We start from the raw sequence: 20,019 nt of genomic DNA, 5'->3' as shown, positions 1-20,019 counted from the left end.
GCTGTAAAGCAATACTTTTTCAGAAAAATGTTATTTTTATATAATTTTCTAATAGATGAACTTATTATTGGCTATTATGAACCTCTGAACGGGGCAGAACATAATTTGGTATTATATGTTGTCAGAAGAAAAATAAATAAAGGGAGGTAAGTGTTTATGACCATTATTATTCAGTCACAGGAGAAGCCCCCTATTCATTCATTTAGTCCTATACAACAAGATATTTATAGAGCGCTTGATTCTTCACCACAGCAATTTTTTTATGATTCTGCTTTTGTTTTTGAATTTGAGCTACTCTTAAGAGAAAAACTAATCCAAGCCGCTTACCAATTACATGAAAGTAAAGCAGAGTTCGCTCCATTTGATGTATCAAGATTTAATCCTCAGATTTGGACAAAAACGAAGTACGGTTATGTATTAAAACCATATATATTACCCTCGGATGCGATAATGGACGTGTTTCATAATAGCCACTTATATGCATTTGAATGTTCTACAGCTATTGTATTGTTATTTTATAAATCAGTATTGGATTCGATTTCGATTAGTCGATTTAACACGTTATTTCAAGGTCTTTTAGTTTGGGATTGGAATTATGATCAAGACTTAGGTATAGATACACGGATAGGAAGAGATTTCATCCCAGGAGATGTTGTTTACTTTTATAATCCCGATTTCGAACATCCAATATGGACGGGAGAAAATGCAGTCTATTTAGGTAATGACCGATACTTTGGACACGGAGTAGGATTGGAAAGTGAGAGAGGGATGATAGAAGCGTTGAATACGCTAAGAAAGCCAGGATCGACACAGGATGCGTATCTTATTTCACAACATAGTCGCTTAAGTTACAAATACCTTTCACAATTTGCACGTAGAGTACCACATCAGAATTACGATTCTTCTATTTTCCAATTACTTTAATAGTAATACTTAATATGTCTCATTAAGGCATATTTTTTTTGTTCGTGGGCATACAAAAAATAGTAACTTTATTGGTGCCTTAAGGAGTTTTTTATAATGAAATTAATTGATGTATTTAACTTATTACAAACGGACTTAAAAGAAAGTGATCATGAACTAGTGAAAGGTTTAACAACAGATTCAAGGAAAGTAAAACGAGGATATTTATTTATTGCCATTTCCGGTTTTGAAAAGGATGGGCATAAATATATAGAAGAAGCAATTAAAAATGGAGCGATTGCTGTGATAGGGGAAAAGCGATTATCGCTCACTGTTCCGTATATTACAGTTCGGGATTCTAGAAAAACATTAGGCATTTTAGCAAGCATATTTTATGCGCACCCCAGCAAAAAACATCGCTTAATTGGGATAACGGGCACAAATGGTAAAACAACTACAGCTTATCTCATCCACCATCTCCTGAAAGAAGCAGGGTATTCTTGTGGAATGATAGGCACGATAGAAAATAATATTAATAACCAAACAAAAAAAGCTAAAAATACAACTCCAGACGCATTAGAACTACAATCTTTATTAGCCGAAAGTAGGGATGATTTTATCATACTAGAAATTTCATCCCATGCACTCCATCAACATCGTACAGAAGGATTACAGCTTGATATAGCTATTTTTACAAATTTAACTCATGACCATATGGATTATCATCATACGATTGAAGAGTATTACAGCGAGAAAAAGAAAATCTTTTCTCTACTAAAAGATGAAGGTGTTGGATTAGTAAACATTGAGGATACATGGGGAGCGAAAATAGCACTTGAGCAGGAGCATAATAAAATAAAAACAATTGGTACAGCTGGGGATTATAAGTTGCAGCTCATGTTTAAAGATGCAAAATATCAGTTGAAATTATCAAATGTTAAAAGAGATACTATTGTAGCAGATTCACCATTACCGGGGAAACATAACCTTTATAATACAGCTATCGCTATTGCTACTTGTCTTGAATCGGGCATATCAAAAGAGGTAATATCGCAAGGATTAATGAATTTTAGAGGGGTACCTGGTAGATGGGAGAGATTTCATAATAAGAAAGGGGCCGTATTTATTATTGATTATGCTCATACAGAAGATGCTCTCACCTACCTACTTCAAACAGCTAAGGAAAATAGAGCAAAAAAAATATATATGGTTTTTGGATTTCGAGGGAAAAGGGATAAAAGCAAGCGAGTTAAAATGGTGAAAGTGGCATCTACTTATTGTCGGCAGTTTATCCTGACATCAGATGATATAAATGGGGAGAGTAAAACGGTTGTAGAAGAAGAGTTAAATAACTTAACAAAACCATTTACAAATGGGGAAGTCATAATGGATCGCACAATGGCTATAAAGAAAATGTGGGAAATAGGAGGAAGTGGTGATTGGATATTTGTTATAGGGAAGGGGCATGAGAATTACCAAGATATTTTTCACCTTCAAACGAAAAATGACATTGAAACCATCCAATATTTAATAGAATGGGAAAAAGGTGAAGACCGTTAATATTTATTCCTCACTTTGAGCTAATAACGATAAATGATCAGTGACAATTGCGTCAATATCCCAACACCTCACACTAGCTAATTGTTTTTTAGTATTAATTGTCCAGATAATTGTTCTTAATTGAGCTTGTTTCATTGCGGACATCACTTTTTTGTTTACCATTGTCCACTTCAAACTCACATAATCAAATTCCTGCGCTATTCTTTTTATGTCTTTAGTTTGAAGGGGGTAATTGACTAATAAGGCCAATTTCACCGAGGGCATCAGCGTTTTTATCTTCCTTAGTGAGTCGAGGTTGAAAGACTGAATTATGATTGAATCAGTAGAATATTGCATCAGTAAAGAATGTAGTAAGCTTTCAATGCCTGGGTTTTTTTCAGGCTTTTTTAATTCAATTAAAATACCTATTTGATTGTAATATTTATTCAATACATCTTTGAGTAATGGAATTTTTTCACCTTGGAAGGTTTGAGAGAACCAACTCCCGGCATCAAATTGGCATAACTCTTCATATGTATAATCAGATACTTTACCTGTCCCATTTGTTGTTCGATCAATTGTTGCATCATGTATGACAACGATTTGTCGGTCTTTAGTTAACTGGATATCTAATTCAATCATGTCAGCACCTAATTGAAGCGCACGCTCAAAAGCAATCATGGTATTCTCTGGACATGTTCCGGCAGCACCTCTATGAGCAATTTTTTGAAAGCTGGGATGAAAGAACTTGTTTTGTTTCTTAAACATTAATGCCAATTTAGCATTAATCGTATGATAAGCTCTTCTCACTTGTCTCATTCTGATGCCCCTTTCTCATGATTTTTGCTTATCGTAAATGACGATGACACCTGTTGTCAATCCCAGTCCTCATATTTAATTTTACCACCAGTCAATGCGATTGTTTGATGTTCCCCTTGATATATTAGCTTACCATCCTTCTTTACAACTAATTTTTCATAGGTAAACACTTTTTGACCTGAAGGTAGTTGAACAACAATTTTCTCGCCATAATCAGTCTTAGGTGCTTCAATAACAATGATACTTCTACTATAAAAGTAAAGTGATGTAATAGCAGTAATCATAAGTGCTATGAGAAGAATCAGTATTTTATCTAAATTAAAATGTTGCTTTCTATTCCTTTCTTGACGTGTCAAACAGTTCCCTCCTATTCTATATTCAACATATTCAGATGGAAGAAAATCATGACAAATAATGAAATATTTGAAACCTATCGCCCGCTCATTCGTATGTATGTTACAACCTATTTTTATACGAGGGGGAGTGTGAATTTGTGTGAAAGAAAGGAAAAGTATAGAAAACAAGGATGATGATGATGGAAGTTTTTAACCTATCCGTTGAAACACTGTATTTGTATGCGTTGATTATCTCAGGTGTACTAATTATTCTTTTATTCTTTTTTGGGGATGTATTAGGTGGAATAGAGGAAGCTAGTCCTTTTCTTAATCCAATATTAATACTTGCCTTTATCGTCTTTTTATCAGCAAGTGGTTATTTATTTGAAGTATTAACTTCGTTGAATAGTATTCTCATTGCATTAATCTCTGTAATTATTGCCTTTATTTTTTCCGTACTATTAAATGTGTTTATACTTGTTCCAATGTCATCTGCTGAAGAATCGCTTGTCTATTCAGAAGACTCGTTAAGGGGACGGGTAGGAGTTATTATCATTCCAATCCCAGAAAAGGGCTATGGTGAAGTATTGATTGAGAGCTATTCAGGTAGAATTTCTAAAACAGCTGAAAGCCTTAATGGGCAGGCAATCGCTAATGGCGAAAAAGTATTAGTCATTGAGGTAAAAGAAAGTCGAGTCATTGTTACGACACATGAACAGATATAAAGGAGGAGAAACCTATGCTTTTAATATGGATTGTTATAGGAATTGTAGCGGTTTTAATTGTTGCGCTATTAGGAATTTTTGTTACGAAATATCGTACTGCTGGACCAGATGAAGCTTTAATTGTGACAGGTAGTTACTTGGGCAATAAGAATGTACATGTAGATGAAGCAGGTAATCGTATTAAAATTATACGTGGTGGAGGAGCGTTTGTATTACCTGTTTTCCAGCAAGCAGAGCCTCTTAGCTTATTATCAAGCAAATTAGAAGTCTCAACTCCAGAAGTATATACAGAACAGGGTGTACCTGTTATGGCAGATGGAACGGCTATTATTAAGATTGGTGGCTCGATTGGTGAAATTGCGACTGCGGCAGAACAATTCTTAGGAAAAACGAAAGAAGATCGTGAAAATGAAGCGAAAGAAGTATTAGAAGGTCATTTACGCTCAATACTTGGTTCAATGACAGTTGAAGAAATTTACAAAAACCGTGATAAATTTTCACAAGAAGTTCAGCGCGTCGCTTCGCAAGACTTAGCGAAAATGGGTTTAATTATCGTTTCATTTACTATCAAAGATGTAAGAGATAAAAATGGCTATCTGGATTCATTAGGTAAACCGAGGATTGCCCAGGTAAGAAGAGATGCAGACATTGCTACGGCAGAAGCAGAAAAAGAAACGCGAATAAAGCGAGCAGAAGCCGATAAAGATGCACAAAAAGCAGAATTAGAAAGAGCGACGGAAATCGCTGAGGCTGAAAAAGAGAATCAAATGAAAATGGCGGATTATCGTCGTGATCAAGATATCGCTAAGGCACGAGCTGACCAAGCCTATGATTTAGAAACAGCGAGAGCAAAACAAGAAGTAACAGAGCAAGAAATGCAAATTAAAATTATTGAGAGACAGAAATCGATTGAATTAGAAGAAAAGGAAATACTACGAAGAGAAAGACAGTACGATTCCGAAGTCAAGAAAAAAGCAGACGCAGATCGTTATTCAGTGGAACAGTCAGCAGAAGCTGAAAAACGGAAACAAATTGCCCAAGCAGATGCGCATCAATATCGAATAGAATCAGAGGCGCGTGCAGAAGCAGAAAGAGTACGTGCAGATGGGTTAGCCAAAGCAGAAGCACAAAAGGCACAAGGTGAGTCAGAAGCTGAAATTATTCGCTTGAAAGGTTTAGCAGAAGCCGAAGCAAAAAGAAAAATCGCTGAGGCATTTGAGCAGTATGGGCATGCAGCGATTATGGATATGGTTATTCAAATGTTACCAGCATACGCGAAAGAAGTGGCAAGTCCACTATCTAATATTGATAAAATTACAGTTGTAGATACTGGTAGTGGAGCAAAAGGTGGAGCGAATAAAGTGACAGGCTATGCCACTGACCTAATGACAACAATGCAAGAATCTGTGAAGGCATCGTCAGGCTTGGATATTAAGGAATTAATTGAAAATTTCTCAGGCAAATCTAATATTAAACAAAGCATTGAGCAATTAGGCATGGATATTAAAACGGAAAATCATAAAAAGGAAGCGTAATAGTGGGTGAAAAAAACAGCAGTGAGCATTAACTCACTGCTGTTTTGTATTCATTTATTCAGCTGTTTTTAAATCTTCAATAGAATCAATATCCATATATTCAGGTACAACTATTCCTAATTTCGTTCCTTCTAAGTTAGAACCGAGATCTTCAAATTTACCTTCAAATTTATCATAATAATCAGCATGAGTTAAAGGTAACCATCCAGCAACATGGGCATCAAGACTACCTTCAGCAACACCAGTCCACATTGGACCCGCCTCAACTTGACTAAGAGTTACATCGTAACCTAAATCAGTTAAAACTTTACTGATAACATTTGTACTTGCGATTTCAGTATCCCAAGCAACATAGCCTAAGCTAAGTTTTTCACCATCAACGGATTCAACACCATCAGTCCATTCTGATACGAGGTCTTGGTTATTCTCAACCCATTCAGCTGCTGCTTCTGCAGGATCTTGTCCTTCCGAAATCTTCACCATCACATCATTCATGTGTTCTTCATCCCAATTGAAAGCATCTAATACTTGATAAGCGCTTGGCTTGTCTTCAGCTAGACCATTTCTAACGATTGTATGGATATTTTCCTCTTCTCCAAAAGTACCTTTAGGGTCTTCTAAATATTTTAGATCAAATTGTGAGAACATCCAATGTGGACTCCAGCCTGTAATAATAATAGGTTCTTCGGCATTATAAGCCTTTTTCAATGAAGCTGTCATTGCCGCACTAGAGCCTTCAACTAAAGTCCAATCACTTAATTCATATTCTTCAAGTGTTGAATTTGCCGCTTTCATAATGCCTGCACCAGGGTCGATACCAATAATTTCGTGATCAACCTGATCTCCTACAGTTGCATTTTCGTCTGTTTCATTTGATCCACATGCTGCTAGTCCTAATGCGACAGCTGGAACCATTAAGTAAGATAACCATTTTTTCTTCATGTTAGAGTCCTCCTAGTTTTTTTTCTTTCCTATATTTTGAGTAAGCCTGTCAAGGATAATAGCCATAACGACAATCGCAAGACCTGCTTCAAAACCTGTACCAATTTGAATCTGTGTTACTGCACGATAAACATCCGCACCTAAACCTGGCGCACCAACCATTGATGCAATAACAACCATTGATAAAGAAAGCATAATACTTTGGTTAATACCTGCCATAATCGTCGGTGTTGCTAACGGTAGTTGTACTTTTAGTAATCGTTGTTTTACAGTTGATCCAAAAGCTTCAGTTGCTTCAATAATATCGGTAGGGACTTGTTGAATCCCAAGAATGGTTAAACGGATAGTCGGTGGTACAGCAAAAATGACAGAGGCAACTACACCTGGTACAACCCCAATACTAAAGAAGAATATAGCTGGAATTAAATAAACGAATGCCGGCATAGTCTGCATAAAGTCAAGAATGGGTGTAACAATTTGTTGTACAGTTCTTTTTTGTGAAGCCCAAACACCTATTGGTAGTCCAATAATGACGGTAATAATAACCGATGTTAAGACAAGGGATAGAGTTTGTAACATACCTTCCCAATAGCCGAGATTTTGTATTAATAACAGTCCAATCAATGTGAAAAGAGCAATGCCCTTGCTAGCCAATTTCCACGCAAGTAATGCTAAAATAATGATTAAAATCAATGCTGGGATAACCATTAACACTGTATTCATACCATTTACAATCGCTTCAAGTGCAATCGTAATACCGTCAAATACAATCGCAAAAGTAACAGTCAGCCAATCTACAAAGGCATCTATCCAGCTTGCGACGGGAATTTTAGGAATAAAGCTTTCTTCCATGATTAGTACACCTCCTTAATAGATTGATCTTGAGTTGTACTCGTATCATGTTCAAAATCATTAATGGCATCGTTATTGCCTGCGAGTGCAGCAATTACGGCACCACGAACGAGAATACCGTTCAAGCGGCCATTTTCGTTTACCACTGCTACAGGAATGGAGGCAGTAGAAACAATATCAAAGAGATCTGTAAGTACGGTATCTTCCGTTACTGTTTGATAACTTGTATCTAATATCTCTTCGATTGTTTTTCCTGAATCAACTGCTTCTTTTGCTGCTGTTGCATGGACAATACCGCGAATATTTTTCTTTTTATCAACAGCATAAATACTTGAAATACCTAGTTTCTTCATTAATTGTAGAGCTACTCTTGGTCCTTTATCTACCTGCACAGTTTCCGCTCTCTTCATTACATGTTGAGCTGTAAGTACTTTCGATAAATCCACATCTTCAACGAATCTTTCAACATATTGATTAGATGGGTTCATCAGAATCTCTTCAGGTGTACCAATTTGTACAATGGCACCATCTTTCATCAACGCAATTCTATCCCCGATTCTTAGCGCTTCATCTAAGTCATGTGTAATGAAGACAATCGTTTTTGCCATCGAGCTTTGTAAATCAAGGAGTTCATCTTGCATATCTTTTCGAATTAACGGGTCAAGAGCGCTAAAAGCTTCATCCATTAATAAAATATCCGTATCATTTGCTAAAGCTCTTGCTAACCCAACACGCTGTTGCATACCACCACTTAGTTGATCAGGATATTGATTCTCATAACCTTCAAGTCCAACAAGTTTTAATGCATCAAGGGCTTTTTGTTTACGGGTATCCTTGGCCATTCCTTGAATTTCTAAGCCATATTCTGTATTTTCTAGAATGGTACGATGGGGGAGTAGGGCAAACTTTTGAAAAACCATGCTTATTTTCTTTCTTCGAGTTTCTCTTAGTTCGTCCTTGGACATTTTTGTAATGTTCTTTCCATCAATAAAAATGTCTCCAGTTGTTGGTTCGATGAGTCGGTTGAGGGTTCTTACTAATGTAGATTTACCACTACCAGAAAGTCCCATTATGACGAAAATTTCACTATCATAAACATCAAAATTGGCTTGGTTAACACCAATGGTTGCACCCGTCTGTTTAAGAATTTCATTTTTACTTTGGCCCTCATTTAAGAGTTGAGTGGCCTTTTTAGTGTTTTTGCCAAATATTTTTGATACTTGACTTACGCTAATTTTTTTTGCTCTCTCATCCATTGTTTCACCTCGTTTTAAACTTATATATGTTTGTTTTTACAGGATTTGGATCATATTCGAATGTAATGGTTTTTGTTATTAGGTACTTTTTGTATTTACCTACTTTGTGAAATATACGCAATCAAACCGTTATATTATTAATCATTTTGTAACAAAAACTACAAAATGAGACAATTTTCATCATTCTTAATTATGAATCCTCGTTCTATTTTCCTGTGAATTACGACCTCCTTAATTGTAGGAGTTTAGAGAAATAAGAGCAAAGTTCATATATTAGCATATTCTATAATATAGTTTGTACAGTAAAAACTGTACGAACTGTATACAGTGAATTCTTATAAATGCTCTCGAATGCTCGATATTCCAATTGTTGTGCTTTCTTTACATAGGAGGAAAAAATGATAAGCTAAAATTATAAGTTTCAAGACATGGCAGGTCAGCATTGAATGACGAATAATAATTACTACTATGAAAATAAATGGGTGTGATGATGAAAAAATGTATGAAGAAAGGTTAGACAAAGCAAGAGAAAGAGTAATTGAAACCATTTCTCAAAATATGAATCTTTACGGGATAACACCATCTGTAGGTAGGTTATATGGTTTATTATATTTTCAAGCAGAACCAATGACGTTAGATGAAATGAAAGAAGAACTAGGTATGAGTAAAACTAGTATGAGTACATCAGTGAGGAACTTATTAGAATTAAAAATGTTGGAAAAAGTATGGAAAAAAGGATCAAGAAAAGATCAGTATCAAGCAGAAGAAGATTGGCATCAAACTTTTGTTGATCTTTTTACAACGAAGTGGAGACCGAGTATTTCCATGAATATTTCCGCAATCGAGAAATCATTAAAGGAAATCAATTTATTATTAGAAGAGGAAAATGCTCCAGAAGAGGTTTTAGCAGCAGCTCGTGAAGATGTAACAAAATTACACGAGGCGCTAAATTATTATGATTGGTTAGGGCGATTAGTGAATAGTTTTGAAACAGGTGAAATTTATCAACTTGTGCCAAAGGAAAATTCTTAAATAACGTTTTATATAATTACTAACCTATCAATATATGGTGTTGTTACGTAACAGAAACCACCAAATATATAACTAAAAAAGAAACAAAACCCCTTTTTCTTCAAATGAATTTTTGAAAAAGAAGTTTGTCTACACTCTGAAAGCCACAGCTCTAGTTGCTGTGGCTTTTAATGTTGGTTCACATAAAATGTGGTCTCAGTTACTGAGATAAAAGAGGTGGACAAAAAAAGGAGCGTCTCAGTATGGAGAATCACCGTTCTCAGGAGAAAAGGAAGATAGCTTCATAGGTGCATACATAACTAATAACCATATATATATTGTTAGATTACATTAAACATGCGCTGCATTCAGGGGATGAGAATATTAGGAACGCCGAGCAGAATGGACTTGCGCGTATTCAGAAGGAAAACGATGAATGAGAGCTACGGAAAAGGGGTTAGCAAGTCACTCAGAAGGAAATCGATGAGTGAGTGCTTCGCAAAAAGGATTAGCAAGTCACTCAGAAGGAAATCGAAGGGTGAGTGCTACGGAAAAGGGATTAGCAAGTCACTCAGAAGGAAATCTATGAGTGAGTGCTAAGGAAAAGGGATTAGCAAGTCACTCAGAAGGAAATCGAAGGGTGAGTGCTACGGAAAAGGGATTAGCAAGTCACTCAGAAGGAAAACGATGAAAGAGAGCTACGGAAAAGGGGTTAGCAAGTCACTCAAAAGGAAATCGAAGGGTGAGTGCTAAGGCAAAGGGATTAGCAAGTCACTCAGAAGGAAAACGATGAAAGAGAGCTACGGAAATGGTGTTAGCAAGTCACTCAGAAGGAAAACGATGAAAGAGAGCTACGGAAAAGGGGTTAGCAAGTCACTCAAAAGGAAATCGAAGGGTGAGTGCTAAGGCAAAGGGATTAGCAAGTCACTCAGAAGGAAATCGTTGAGAGAGAGCTACGGAAAAGGGATTAGCAGTTCACTCAGTAGAAAATTGATAAATGAGTGCTTCGCAAAATAGGTTTGCACGGCATTCTTCAGAACGTAAACCAGAAAAGAAAGCCGAGCAATTTATATATAAACCGGTAAGAGTTGGATGAAGGGGTTCAAGAGACAGAAAATACACTCCTCTTGGATAAGCCTATAGTTATTTGCCCTAAAAATGTGCATTTGACTATCGCACATATTAGGTTAGTTGAATAGGATATATAGAATCAAGATAAAGGAGGTTATTCAAATGTCAGAAGGATTTGGATACGGTGGAGGCTTTGCACTCCTAGTTGTTTTATTTATTTTGTTAGTGATTATTGGAGCTTCTTGGGGATACGGTGGCTGCTGCTAATCACCTAATGGTTTTGGGATAAAGGGTAAATATAAAAAATAGGAGGAGATCTTTTTATGTATGGTTACGGTGGAGGCTGCGGTTATGGCGGTTACGGATACGGTGGCGGATGTGGCGGTTTCGGTGGCGGTTTTGCACTGATCGTTGTATTATTCATCCTTTTAATCATCGTTGGAGCTGCTTGTTTTAGATAATTGCTAAATAAAAAGAGGGGATGCCAATAAAGGCATCTCCCTCTTTTTATTTCATTTGGGCAAAATAATTAATCTATTGGTGCATTAATATAAAGTTTTCCTTCAGCGATTTCCGTTGCTTTATTGCCAAAGCTATCTTTAACAGTGACTTCAATTTCTGCACCAGGAGCTACAACATTAGAAGTTGCAGTATAATAACCAACATAGTGACCTGGAGATGTTTCCATAATTGGTAGGTCATTTACGTTTGTGGTTTGTGCACGTAAGTTTGTTAAAGGCATTTTTAATGCAAATGTTGCTTTTAAGCCTGGCTCGCTGTCAAATTCAATTTTCACTGTTTGACCAGCGGCTAATTCTTTATCTTCACCTGGTTGAAGATTTTCAATATCAAGGCTTGAGTATTTGGCTTCAATTGTTACAGTTTCAGTCGAAGAGTTACCCGCTTCGTCAGTAGCAACAACTGTAATTTCGTTTGTACCTTCATCTAATAAAATACGTTTTGAGAATGTACCATCAGATACATTTGCATTTTGGCCATTTACTGTAACAGTATCTAAGTGGTCATCAGAAACCGTTCCTTCTACAGTCACCGCTTCTTTATTTGTTTTCGAACCATCTTCAGGACTAGTAATAGCAAGTGATGGAGCTTCTTGATCTAATGTAATTGTCACTGGCTCTGAAGGATCCGTTTCACCAACCTCGCTTACACCTGTAGCAGTTAAGACATTTTCACCTTCATTTAATTCAACATCTAAGCTGAATTCACCCTCTGCACTAGCAGTTGTTGTTCCTGCTTCTTCATCACCATTGTACACTTTAACATCCACATTTGGTTGTGTTGAACCTTCCACAGTTACTGTTTCTTCATTAGTATAACTTCCATCAGCTGGGGAAGTAATAGTTGGTGATGTTAATTCATAGTTTACTACCGCACGAATCATATAGTTTCCTTCAGCAGCAGGTGAAGCTGACCAAGCGCCACCAACTAATTGGAAGCTTCGTCCAGCGTTATCTCCATTCTCATCTGTTCCTAATCCAGGAGCATTAGGGTTAGGGTCTGTTTGAATATAAACCATGAAGAAATCACCATCTACTGTTACACCTTCAGTGGCAAGATCGACATGTGTCCATTCACCATTTCTTAATGCTGTTGCATCAATAGGTCCAGCTAGTTTTTCACCAGGGGTACCATTTTCTGTTGCATCATAAATCGCAACTTGGAAATCTGTTCCACCAGGTGTTGGAAAAGATGTATCCCAGAATCGGAATAAACCGCCAGTAACCATTGCAGATTCTTGACCCTCTTCAAGACTCATACGAACACCCCAGCCATTGCCAGCATCATAGAATGCACGTGCGTTTTCAGCTGTACCATCATCATAGCCAATTTCACCTTCAAAACCGATGAATGGTTTTAGTTCGATATTTACTTCCACGTTTTCTTCATCAAGTGTAACCGTCACATCTTTACTTGAATAAGAGTTAGCCATTACACGTAGAGTGTATTCACCTTCATAAGCCGTAATTGAGTAGTTACCATTTTCATCTGATGTAACTGGTGTTACTTTTGCATCCTCAACAAGAAGGATAGTTGCTCCAGTAATTGGTTCACCTGTTCTTTCATTTGTTACTGAACCATTAATTGTCCCTTGAGGTAGTTCATCTAAGACGAAGTTTGCAACTGCTTCTCCATCTGCTTCAACATTTACGGTTTGCGTTTCTGAAGCAAATCCATATGTTTCTGCTAAAAGAGTAAATTCGCCAGCCGCGTGAACTAATTGGTAAGAACCATCAGCAGGGTTCGTATTTACAGATCTACCTGATTCAAGTACACTCACCTTTGCACCAAGTGGTAAAGACATAGGAGTTGCTTTTTTGTCAGATCCTTTTTCAACTGTAGCATTTTCCGTATTAGGTTGGATCTTATCAGCGTTTACTGGTTTCGCGTCTTTTTTTGCTTCAGTTTTCGTATCTTTCTTTTCTAATGTAACTTTTCCAGTTTTCGCAGTTTCAAGTGGTGTGTCTGTTAATGCAACATCATCAATGTACCAACCAGGTCTGGTTACAGAACCATCAGTTGTTAAGTTAAAGCCGATATAAACCCTTTGACCTGCATATTCACTTAAATCAACCTCGCCATCAACCCAATCATTTGAAAGATTAGTATATCTAGCAAGTTGAGTCCAATTTTCTTGGTCTGTTGAGACGAAAACATGGCCATAATCATAATTATTTTCGATGTTATACCATTGTTTAAATTGTAAAAAGCTATTTCCTTCTGGTAAATCGATAGGAGGCATAACAAGTGTCATGTTTGCATTACTTGCATATTGACTGTCTAAGCCAGTTGCAAATACTTTTTCTCCAGAGAAAGCACTTTCAGGACCTGTAGTCGGTACACCCCACTCCCAGTTATTAGCGGCGCCAGAAGAAGTCCAGCCAGCTGGTGTGGATTCAAAGTCTGTTGAATAGCCAACTGTAATACCAGGCAATACAGATACCTCATACATATCACTTTCAACAGTGTTTCCACCGAAGTCAGTCACAATGAATTTATAGGAGACAGAAGGTTCAGCAATGTCATCTCCTGGAATAACTGTACTATACGTGCCAGATTTGTAATCCCCGCTATCACGTGTAGCTGTAACTGTTTTTGTGCTTCCATCAGCAGCTGTATATTCAACGGTTACATTTGTTACACTTACATTGTCAGCAGCTGAAACTTCTAGTGGTAAATCCATACCAGCATAAGTTTCTTCAATTGCTTCATGTTCTAATGTTGGTGCTTCTTCATCTTCGCCATCTTTAGCGACAGTACCCTTAATTGTCCCCAATCCATCTAAGATAGAGTTAACAGCATCGTAAGCGTTTACTAATCCATTACCGAAGCCATTGTTAGGTACCTCTGTATATGTTTCATTTGTTAAAGGTATCGCAGTAGAAGAAATAATCTCTTCCATATCTTCAACAGTTAAACTTGCATTCACTTGTCTAAGAAGAGCTGCAACAGCTGCAACATGTGGACCTGCCATGGAAGTCCCGTTCCAGCCACCTTCATATCCACTGCCAGGTACCGATGAGCGGATATTTACACCAGGAGCTGAAATATCTGGTTTAATAATGCCTCCATAAGGGGAAGGTCCTAATAATGAAAAGCTTCCTAGGTTATCATTGATGTCCGTTGCTCCAGTTGTGTACGCTTCTGGTAAGTTACCAGGGTTCGCAACTGAACCAGGACCACCTGGATTAAATAAAGTTGTATTTCCTGCAGAGAATTCAGGGAAGATTTCAGCAGCACGCCATGCTTGAACTACTTCTCTATACCAATCATCGATTCCAGGACCGCCGCCCCAAGAATTGTTAACCACATCTGGCGCCATTGCTGGGTTTGGATTCCCTTCAGCATCTGTAGGGGCTAAAATCCACTCACCAGCTGCAATTAATTGAGCATCAGAACCGCTACCGCCAGCATCTAATGCTTTAGCAGCAATCCATTCTGCGCCAGGCGCAACACCGATTTGGTTGCCACCGTCTGGCTCAGAACCAACCATAGTACCCGTTACATGCGTACCGTGACCGTGGTCATCATAAGATTCTTCATTGCCACTTACAGCGTCGAAGAAATTGTACTCATGATTTGGTGATTCTGGATTAGCAGGATCAAACCCACGATATTTCTCTTTTAATGCTGGGTGATTCCATTGAACACCTGTGTCAATGGAAGCAACAACTGTACCTGAACCGTCTATGCCCATTTCCCACACAGCAGGTGCTCCGATATGATCAATATTCCATTCAATATTATTGATCTTACCAGCTTCTTCCGCTTTTGCTTGCTCTTCTACCGTTGGTGTATGTAGCTTTCTTGTTTCATTTGGTAGAATTTTTTCCACTTCAGGGAAAGTAGCGAGTTGTTCCATTACATCTTTAGTTGCTGTAACAGCAACCGCATTTACGATAAAGAAAGATTGAACTTCTTTCGCGTTCCCTTTCTTTTCTTGTTTTTCAAGGTAAGAAAGCACATTATCTTGTGATTCAATTGCCACTGTTCTCATATCTGAAACAATAGCTGAACGTTTCATATATTTTGCTTGAGCAGCAGACTGTTTTTGAGCAGCTGCAGCTTTTTCTGCTTTTTGTGCAGATTGTTGAGGATCAGCTTTCTCTTTGAATTTCACTAAAAATGTGACTTGTTCTTCTTTTTTAAATTCTTTCGTCAATGTTTTGCTTATTTTGTTTTCTGCTACTTCACTAGCTGACTTTGCTACAGAGGTACTTACACCTTTATTACTAGCAGAGCTGATGCTAGGAAACATCATTGGCACGATTAAGAAAGCAATCATGGCAATACTTAGTAGACGAAACCAACCATTTTTTCTTTTACGCTTCAAGTAATTCCCCTCCTAAAAATGTTTTCATTATATTTGAATGATCCTTGTTATTCACCTCCTTATATATTGAAGGAGTGTTTACTTTTTAAAATAAAAGTAGCTCTCCTTATGATTAACACTCTAGCTAACGAAGGGCTTCGAAGTTGTCGGAAAATGTCGAATTTTTTTGTTCGTTTTTTAAAATGAGTTAATCGTAATAGCGAACAAATCAATAATTAGTACATTTGAATCCAATGCTATGAGAATTTTTGCCGATTCTTTGCTTGTTTTCTAAAAAAAGGACAGGTAATTGATTAAATTTTTAGAAAATTAAGTAATTAGTAATTGTGTTGGAAAATCTTACAATTTTTTATAAGTCTTTTGATTGCGTTCATAAGTATAGGGTCGATAGTAAGAGGAGAGGAGTTTGATGTTCGTTCTATGGGTAAAAAGAAATAATTTTTTGTGTATTCAATAGTGGAAATAAATGTTGCAGGGTATGTTTCACTAAAAAGGAACTAAATAGAGAGAGTATAGGAAAATTAGTACGGAGGTTATGGAAAGTTTTTTGTATTAGGTAAATAGTTTCGTTTAAAACTGAAAGTAATCTTGTCTTATTTTCTAGAAAAAACTTGTCGCTTTTTTTAGAAAAGGAAAAGAAGGAAATTTCGAGTTTCTTTGGAATTGTAATATTAGGAAAGATAAAGAAAGGATGAAAAGGGGTTGGGATCAGACGGCCAATCATTTATTGAAATCTATCGTATTTATCATCATCAAATCTTTAGGTTTATTTATTCAATGATTGAGCAACAAGAAACAGCGGAAGATCTAACGCAAGAAACATTTATTAAAGCTTTTATATCAAAGAATCAGGTTGAGCACCAAGACAAAATCCATAGTTGGTTATTCAGTATTGCTAAAAATACGACGATTGATTTTATTAGAAAACAACAGAAGTTACAACAGGAGTTATATTTAAATAAAGCTTGGATAAAAAATCGTTCTATTCCAGAAGAACAATTTATTCAGGATGAGGGGGTTCATGCGTTATATCAGGCAATAAATCACTTGAAAACGAATTATCGAAATGTACTAGTGTTAAGAAAAATAAAAGAATGTACCATAAAAGAAACTGCAGAAATTTTAGGTTGGAGAGAAGACAAGGTGAGAATTACCACAACGAGAGCTATTAAATCATTAAAGAAAATTTGGAAAAACACATATGGGGATCATTACCATCTATTATGATAGATGGCTTATTTTTTGCCATTATTTTTGTAAAAGCGTATATCTTATTTCTCTAGAGAAGATAAGATATACGCTTTTAAATCACGTGGCGTTTTACTCCAATAATTGTTTGATTCTTTTCTTTAAGGATAGAAGTTCGGAACTTAAGATGATATCTTCATGTCTTGGGCGAGAGAAAGGGACGGTTAATTTTTCTTTAACCGTCGTTGGTTTGTTTGATAACACATAAATCGTATCGGATAAAAAGATCGCTTCTTCAATATGGTGAGTGATAAATACAATCGTCTTTCTATTCTGTTCCCATATATCGAGCAGCCATTTTTGTAAGCTTAATCTTGTGAATTCATCTAATGCAGCAAATGGTTCATCTAATAAAATGATTGGTTGAGGACTAAGTAATGCACGAATGAATGCCACTCTTTGTTTCATCCCACCTGAGAGTTCATGAGGGAGTGCTTCAAGTTCATGAATCAATCCTGCCCGTTCCAGCATTTTAGTCGCTTGCACTTTATTGCCGATCTCCCCACTTAATTCTTGTCCTAACATTACGTTATGTAAGACTGTTCTCCATGGGAGTAGGGAGGGCGATTGAGGCATATAACTAACAGAACCTTTTTTATTTATAATAGGTTGTCCATTTAAAAGGATGACACCATTATCGGGTGGCATCATTCCACCGATTAAATTAAATAATGTACTTTTACCACTACCTGAAGGTCCGATAATTGAAACGAATTCACCTTCATTTACTGTCATAGAAATATCTTTTATTACATGATTTCTTGAATATCTTTTTTCAATAGATTTAAGTTGTAAAAGACTCATATTTGCTTCTCCTTTATATGCCAACGTACCAGTTTACTTTCGATGAGATGAATAAAGCCCAAAAGTATTAAGCTCATGATCATAATAATGATAATGGCCACAAAGACGCGATCTGTTCTGAAAGAAGAAGAAGCGAGCGTCATATACACACCTAGGCCATTTTTCGCACCTAGCCATTCAGAAATAACCGCGCCCATTACACTATATGTAGCAGAAATCTTAATCCCGGAAAATAAGGATGATAATGAAAAGGGGAGTTCTAGCTTCCAAAATAACTGCCATTTACTTGCACCAGCCATAAGCATATAATGTTTCAGGTTTTTAGGTGTATGCTCGAAACCGTTTAATGTGGCTATGACAATAGGAAAAAAACAAACAAGGGTGATCACGATTAATTTAGGTAATAAACCGAACCCAAACCAAACGACGAGTAATGGTGCTAACACAATAATTGGAATGTTTTGAGATAATATGAGTAAAGGGTAGATTGCTTCTTTTAAAAACGGAACTAGATGAAGCGTGATAGCAGTAAAAATTCCAATCGTAGTACCAATTACAAGTCCTGTGGTGGTCAATTGTATGGTTGATAATAGGTGGGGGGTAAGGGAATCCCACCCGGCTATTGCTTCAGATAGAATACTTGTTGGAGCAGGAAGTAACCATGGTGGTATAGCAAATAGCATTACAGCGGTTTCCCACAAAATAATTAAAAGCAAGAGCACCAATAAAGCGCTCCAGCTTTTTATAAACTTCTGCAACATTAGCGGTACTTCTCAGTTAATGTATTTAAAGTGATGCCTTCTGGCTGGTAAAGAACTTTAATTTGAGAAATAACATTCGGACTTCCAAGCTCAACCATACGTTCATTCATTTTTGTTATGATAGGAAACAGTTCTGATAAATGACCTTCCATAGTCGTTTCTAAAGAGTTTACCTCATATGGAATACCAGCTTTATCAATAATCGAAATCGCTTCGTCTACAAGAGCGATAACGTCTAGTCCGTTAGCTGATTTTGGAATGATTTGTATACTTACTAAAGCTTTTGCCATTATTTATTCCCTCCATTTGGTAAAAATTGATTTGTAAATGCTTCCTCTGCATCTAATGGTTTATCTAATAGATTATATTCAAGCATCCAATCAGCATAATTCTCCCATACTGATAAGTCTTGTTCTCCCCATTGTGCTGCATCATCTTGATATCGCTCTGCTAGCCAGAATTGAGATGCTTTTACCAATTCTTCATCTAAATCAGGCGCAGCTGCAAGTAAAATGTTTGCAGCCTTTTCTGGTTGTTCAATTGCAAATGTGTACCCTTTGGAAACGGCTTTCATAAAGGCTTGAACAATATCAGCATTTTTATGAATCATCTTTTCATTCGTAGCAATAACGGGTGTATAGTAATCTAGTTTTTTGGAGTAATCAGTCAGATATATCATGTTTAATTCCTCACCACGTAATTCCGCTTCTACTCCTGTCCACCCATAATAAATCCAAGAAAAATCAACATCTCGTTTAACAGCTGTAAAGAAGTCTGTGTCACCTATATTAAGAATGGAGACTTTATTAATATCTGCATGATCATTTTTCATTAAAGAATCAATCACTGATTTTTCAACAGGTGCACCGAACCCACCATACGTATGATCTTCAAAATCTTTCGGCGTGTGAATGTTTTTGCTAACTGGTGAAGCAAACCCCGAGGTATTATGTTGGATGATGGCTGCAATCGAGACGATTGGCACATCTTGGACTCTAGCTTGCGTGATTGCTTCTTGTACACTTACGCCAAAATCTGCTTTTCCTGAAGCGATGAGCTGATCCGCCCCTGTTTCGCCTGGCATCATGATTTCAACTTCTAATCCTTCTTCTGCGAAGTAACCCTCTGCTGCTGCAACATAAATGCCCGTATGATTTGTATTTGGGGTCCAATCAAGTACAAAGTTTACTTTTTTTAATTCATTTTCTCCCATTTCTGTTTGTGCATCTTCACTGGAATTCCCGCACCCAGCTAATAGAAACACGCTGAAAAGAAGCAATATGAACCATCCTTTCATTCCATTTCCTCCTTTTTATTTTTTGAAGGAAATAAAAAACGCCCAAAGGATTCACCATGGGCGCATATC

At 36.9% G+C, this 20,019-nt stretch carries 17 protein-coding genes and 1 pseudogene; 8 read left to right on the top strand and 10 right to left on the bottom strand.

The annotated features are described in order from the left end of the window. Positions 1-156: 156 nt before the first annotated feature. Together MKX29_RS23850 and MKX29_RS23845 are read left to right on the top strand one after the other, a co-directional pair. Positions 157-924: a protein-glutamine gamma-glutamyltransferase gene (locus MKX29_RS23850; protein WP_224937783.1), complete on the top strand. Its 768-nt coding sequence runs from the start codon at positions 157-159 to the stop codon at positions 922-924. 96 nt (positions 925-1,020) lie between these two features. Further along, a complete protein-coding gene (locus MKX29_RS23845) occupies positions 1,021-2,463 on the top strand; it encodes a UDP-N-acetylmuramoyl-L-alanyl-D-glutamate--2,6-diaminopimelate ligase (protein ID WP_341108133.1) in 1,443 nt (480 codons plus the stop codon). Positions 2,464-2,466: 3 nt separating this feature from the next. On the opposite strand, the gene MKX29_RS23840 is transcribed toward MKX29_RS23845, so the two are convergent. Both MKX29_RS23840 and MKX29_RS23835 read right to left on the bottom strand, forming a co-directional pair. Continuing rightward, positions 2,467-3,261 (bottom strand): glycerophosphodiester phosphodiesterase, encoded by a 795-nt coding sequence (locus MKX29_RS23840; RefSeq protein ID WP_341108131.1) that lies wholly within the window; start codon positions 3,259-3,261, stop codon positions 2,467-2,469. 56 nt (positions 3,262-3,317) lie between these two features. Next, entirely contained in the window at positions 3,318-3,617 is a 300-nt protein-coding gene (locus MKX29_RS23835; protein ID WP_224937786.1) for a hypothetical protein, read from the bottom strand. 179 nt (positions 3,618-3,796) lie between these two features. Here MKX29_RS23835 and MKX29_RS23830 point away from each other — a divergent pair, with 179 nt between their 5' ends. Together MKX29_RS23830 and MKX29_RS23825 are read left to right on the top strand one after the other, a co-directional pair. Beyond that, positions 3,797-4,321, top strand: a complete 525-nt coding sequence (locus tag MKX29_RS23830) for a hypothetical protein (protein WP_322909186.1) — start codon at positions 3,797-3,799, stop codon at positions 4,319-4,321. A gap of 14 nt (positions 4,322-4,335) precedes the next feature. Then, entirely contained in the window at positions 4,336-5,856 is a 1,521-nt protein-coding gene (locus MKX29_RS23825) for a flotillin family protein (RefSeq protein WP_224937788.1), read from the top strand. A gap of 54 nt (positions 5,857-5,910) precedes the next feature. Here MKX29_RS23825 and MKX29_RS23820 read toward each other — a convergent pair whose 3' ends face one another. From MKX29_RS23820 to MKX29_RS23810, 3 genes are read right to left on the bottom strand one after another with little or no spacing between them, the layout of a single operon-like run. Beyond that, on the bottom strand, positions 5,911-6,798 hold the full coding sequence (locus MKX29_RS23820) for a glycine betaine ABC transporter substrate-binding protein (RefSeq protein ID WP_224937789.1): 888 nt from the start codon (positions 6,796-6,798) through the stop codon (positions 5,911-5,913). A gap of 12 nt (positions 6,799-6,810) precedes the next feature. After that, entirely contained in the window at positions 6,811-7,650 is an 840-nt protein-coding gene (locus MKX29_RS23815; protein ID WP_224937790.1) for an ABC transporter permease, read from the bottom strand. 2 nt (positions 7,651-7,652) lie between these two features. Then, positions 7,653-8,906, bottom strand: coding sequence for a quaternary amine ABC transporter ATP-binding protein (locus tag MKX29_RS23810; protein WP_224937791.1), 1,254 nt, complete (start codon positions 8,904-8,906; stop codon positions 7,653-7,655). Between the two features lie 498 nt (positions 8,907-9,404). Here MKX29_RS23810 and MKX29_RS23805 point away from each other — a divergent pair, with 498 nt between their 5' ends. The 3 genes and pseudogenes from MKX29_RS23805 to MKX29_RS23795 form a co-directional block, all read left to right on the top strand. Beyond that, complete coding sequence (locus tag MKX29_RS23805) at positions 9,405-9,938, top strand: GbsR/MarR family transcriptional regulator (RefSeq protein WP_341108124.1); 534 nt, start codon at positions 9,405-9,407, stop codon at positions 9,936-9,938. Between the two features lie 1,212 nt (positions 9,939-11,150). After that, positions 11,151-11,255 carry a YjcZ family sporulation protein gene (locus MKX29_RS23800; RefSeq protein ID WP_095369741.1) on the top strand — a complete coding sequence of 35 codons (105 nt, stop codon included), beginning with the start codon at positions 11,151-11,153 and terminating at the stop codon, positions 11,253-11,255. A 113-nt stretch (positions 11,256-11,368) separates the two neighbouring features. Further along, a pseudogene (locus tag MKX29_RS23795) lies at positions 11,369-11,449 on the top strand (YjcZ family sporulation protein); the annotation flags it as partial. Positions 11,450-11,517: 68 nt separating this feature from the next. Here the strand turns inward: MKX29_RS23795 and MKX29_RS23790 are convergent. Beyond that, on the bottom strand, positions 11,518-15,840 hold the full coding sequence (locus MKX29_RS23790; protein ID WP_341108122.1) for a S8 family serine peptidase: 4,323 nt from the start codon (positions 15,838-15,840) through the stop codon (positions 11,518-11,520). 702 nt (positions 15,841-16,542) lie between these two features. Here MKX29_RS23790 and MKX29_RS23785 point away from each other — a divergent pair. Next, positions 16,543-17,067 carry an RNA polymerase sigma factor gene (locus MKX29_RS23785; RefSeq protein WP_224937796.1) on the top strand — a complete coding sequence of 175 codons (525 nt, stop codon included), beginning with the start codon at positions 16,543-16,545 and terminating at the stop codon, positions 17,065-17,067. A gap of 93 nt (positions 17,068-17,160) precedes the next feature. On the opposite strand, the gene MKX29_RS23780 is transcribed toward MKX29_RS23785, so the two are convergent. From MKX29_RS23780 to MKX29_RS23765, 4 genes are read right to left on the bottom strand one after another with little or no spacing between them, the layout of a single operon-like run. Next, positions 17,161-17,892: an ABC transporter ATP-binding protein gene (locus MKX29_RS23780; RefSeq protein WP_224937797.1), complete on the bottom strand. Its 732-nt coding sequence runs from the start codon at positions 17,890-17,892 to the stop codon at positions 17,161-17,163. After that, on the bottom strand, positions 17,889-18,653 hold the full coding sequence (locus tag MKX29_RS23775; RefSeq protein WP_341108117.1) for an ABC transporter permease: 765 nt from the start codon (positions 18,651-18,653) through the stop codon (positions 17,889-17,891). The genes MKX29_RS23780 and MKX29_RS23775 overlap by 4 nt, the downstream gene beginning before the upstream one ends. Continuing rightward, on the bottom strand, positions 18,653-18,943 hold the full coding sequence (locus tag MKX29_RS23770) for a thiamine-binding protein (RefSeq protein WP_224937799.1): 291 nt from the start codon (positions 18,941-18,943) through the stop codon (positions 18,653-18,655). The genes MKX29_RS23775 and MKX29_RS23770 overlap by 1 nt, the downstream gene beginning before the upstream one ends. Then, positions 18,943-19,950 (bottom strand): ABC transporter substrate-binding protein, encoded by a 1,008-nt coding sequence (locus MKX29_RS23765; RefSeq protein WP_289433391.1) that lies wholly within the window; start codon positions 19,948-19,950, stop codon positions 18,943-18,945. Before MKX29_RS23765 ends, MKX29_RS23770 begins: the two co-directional genes overlap by 1 nt. Positions 19,951-20,019 lie beyond the last annotated feature (69 nt).

Origin of the sequence: Cytobacillus sp. FSL R7-0696 (assembly GCF_038006865.1) — a bacterium.
GTDB lineage: Bacteria > Bacillota > Bacilli > Bacillales > Cytobacillaceae > Cytobacillus > Cytobacillus kochii.
Note: the sequence above shows the minus strand (reverse complement) of the source record. Positions and strands in the feature narration are given on the sequence as shown.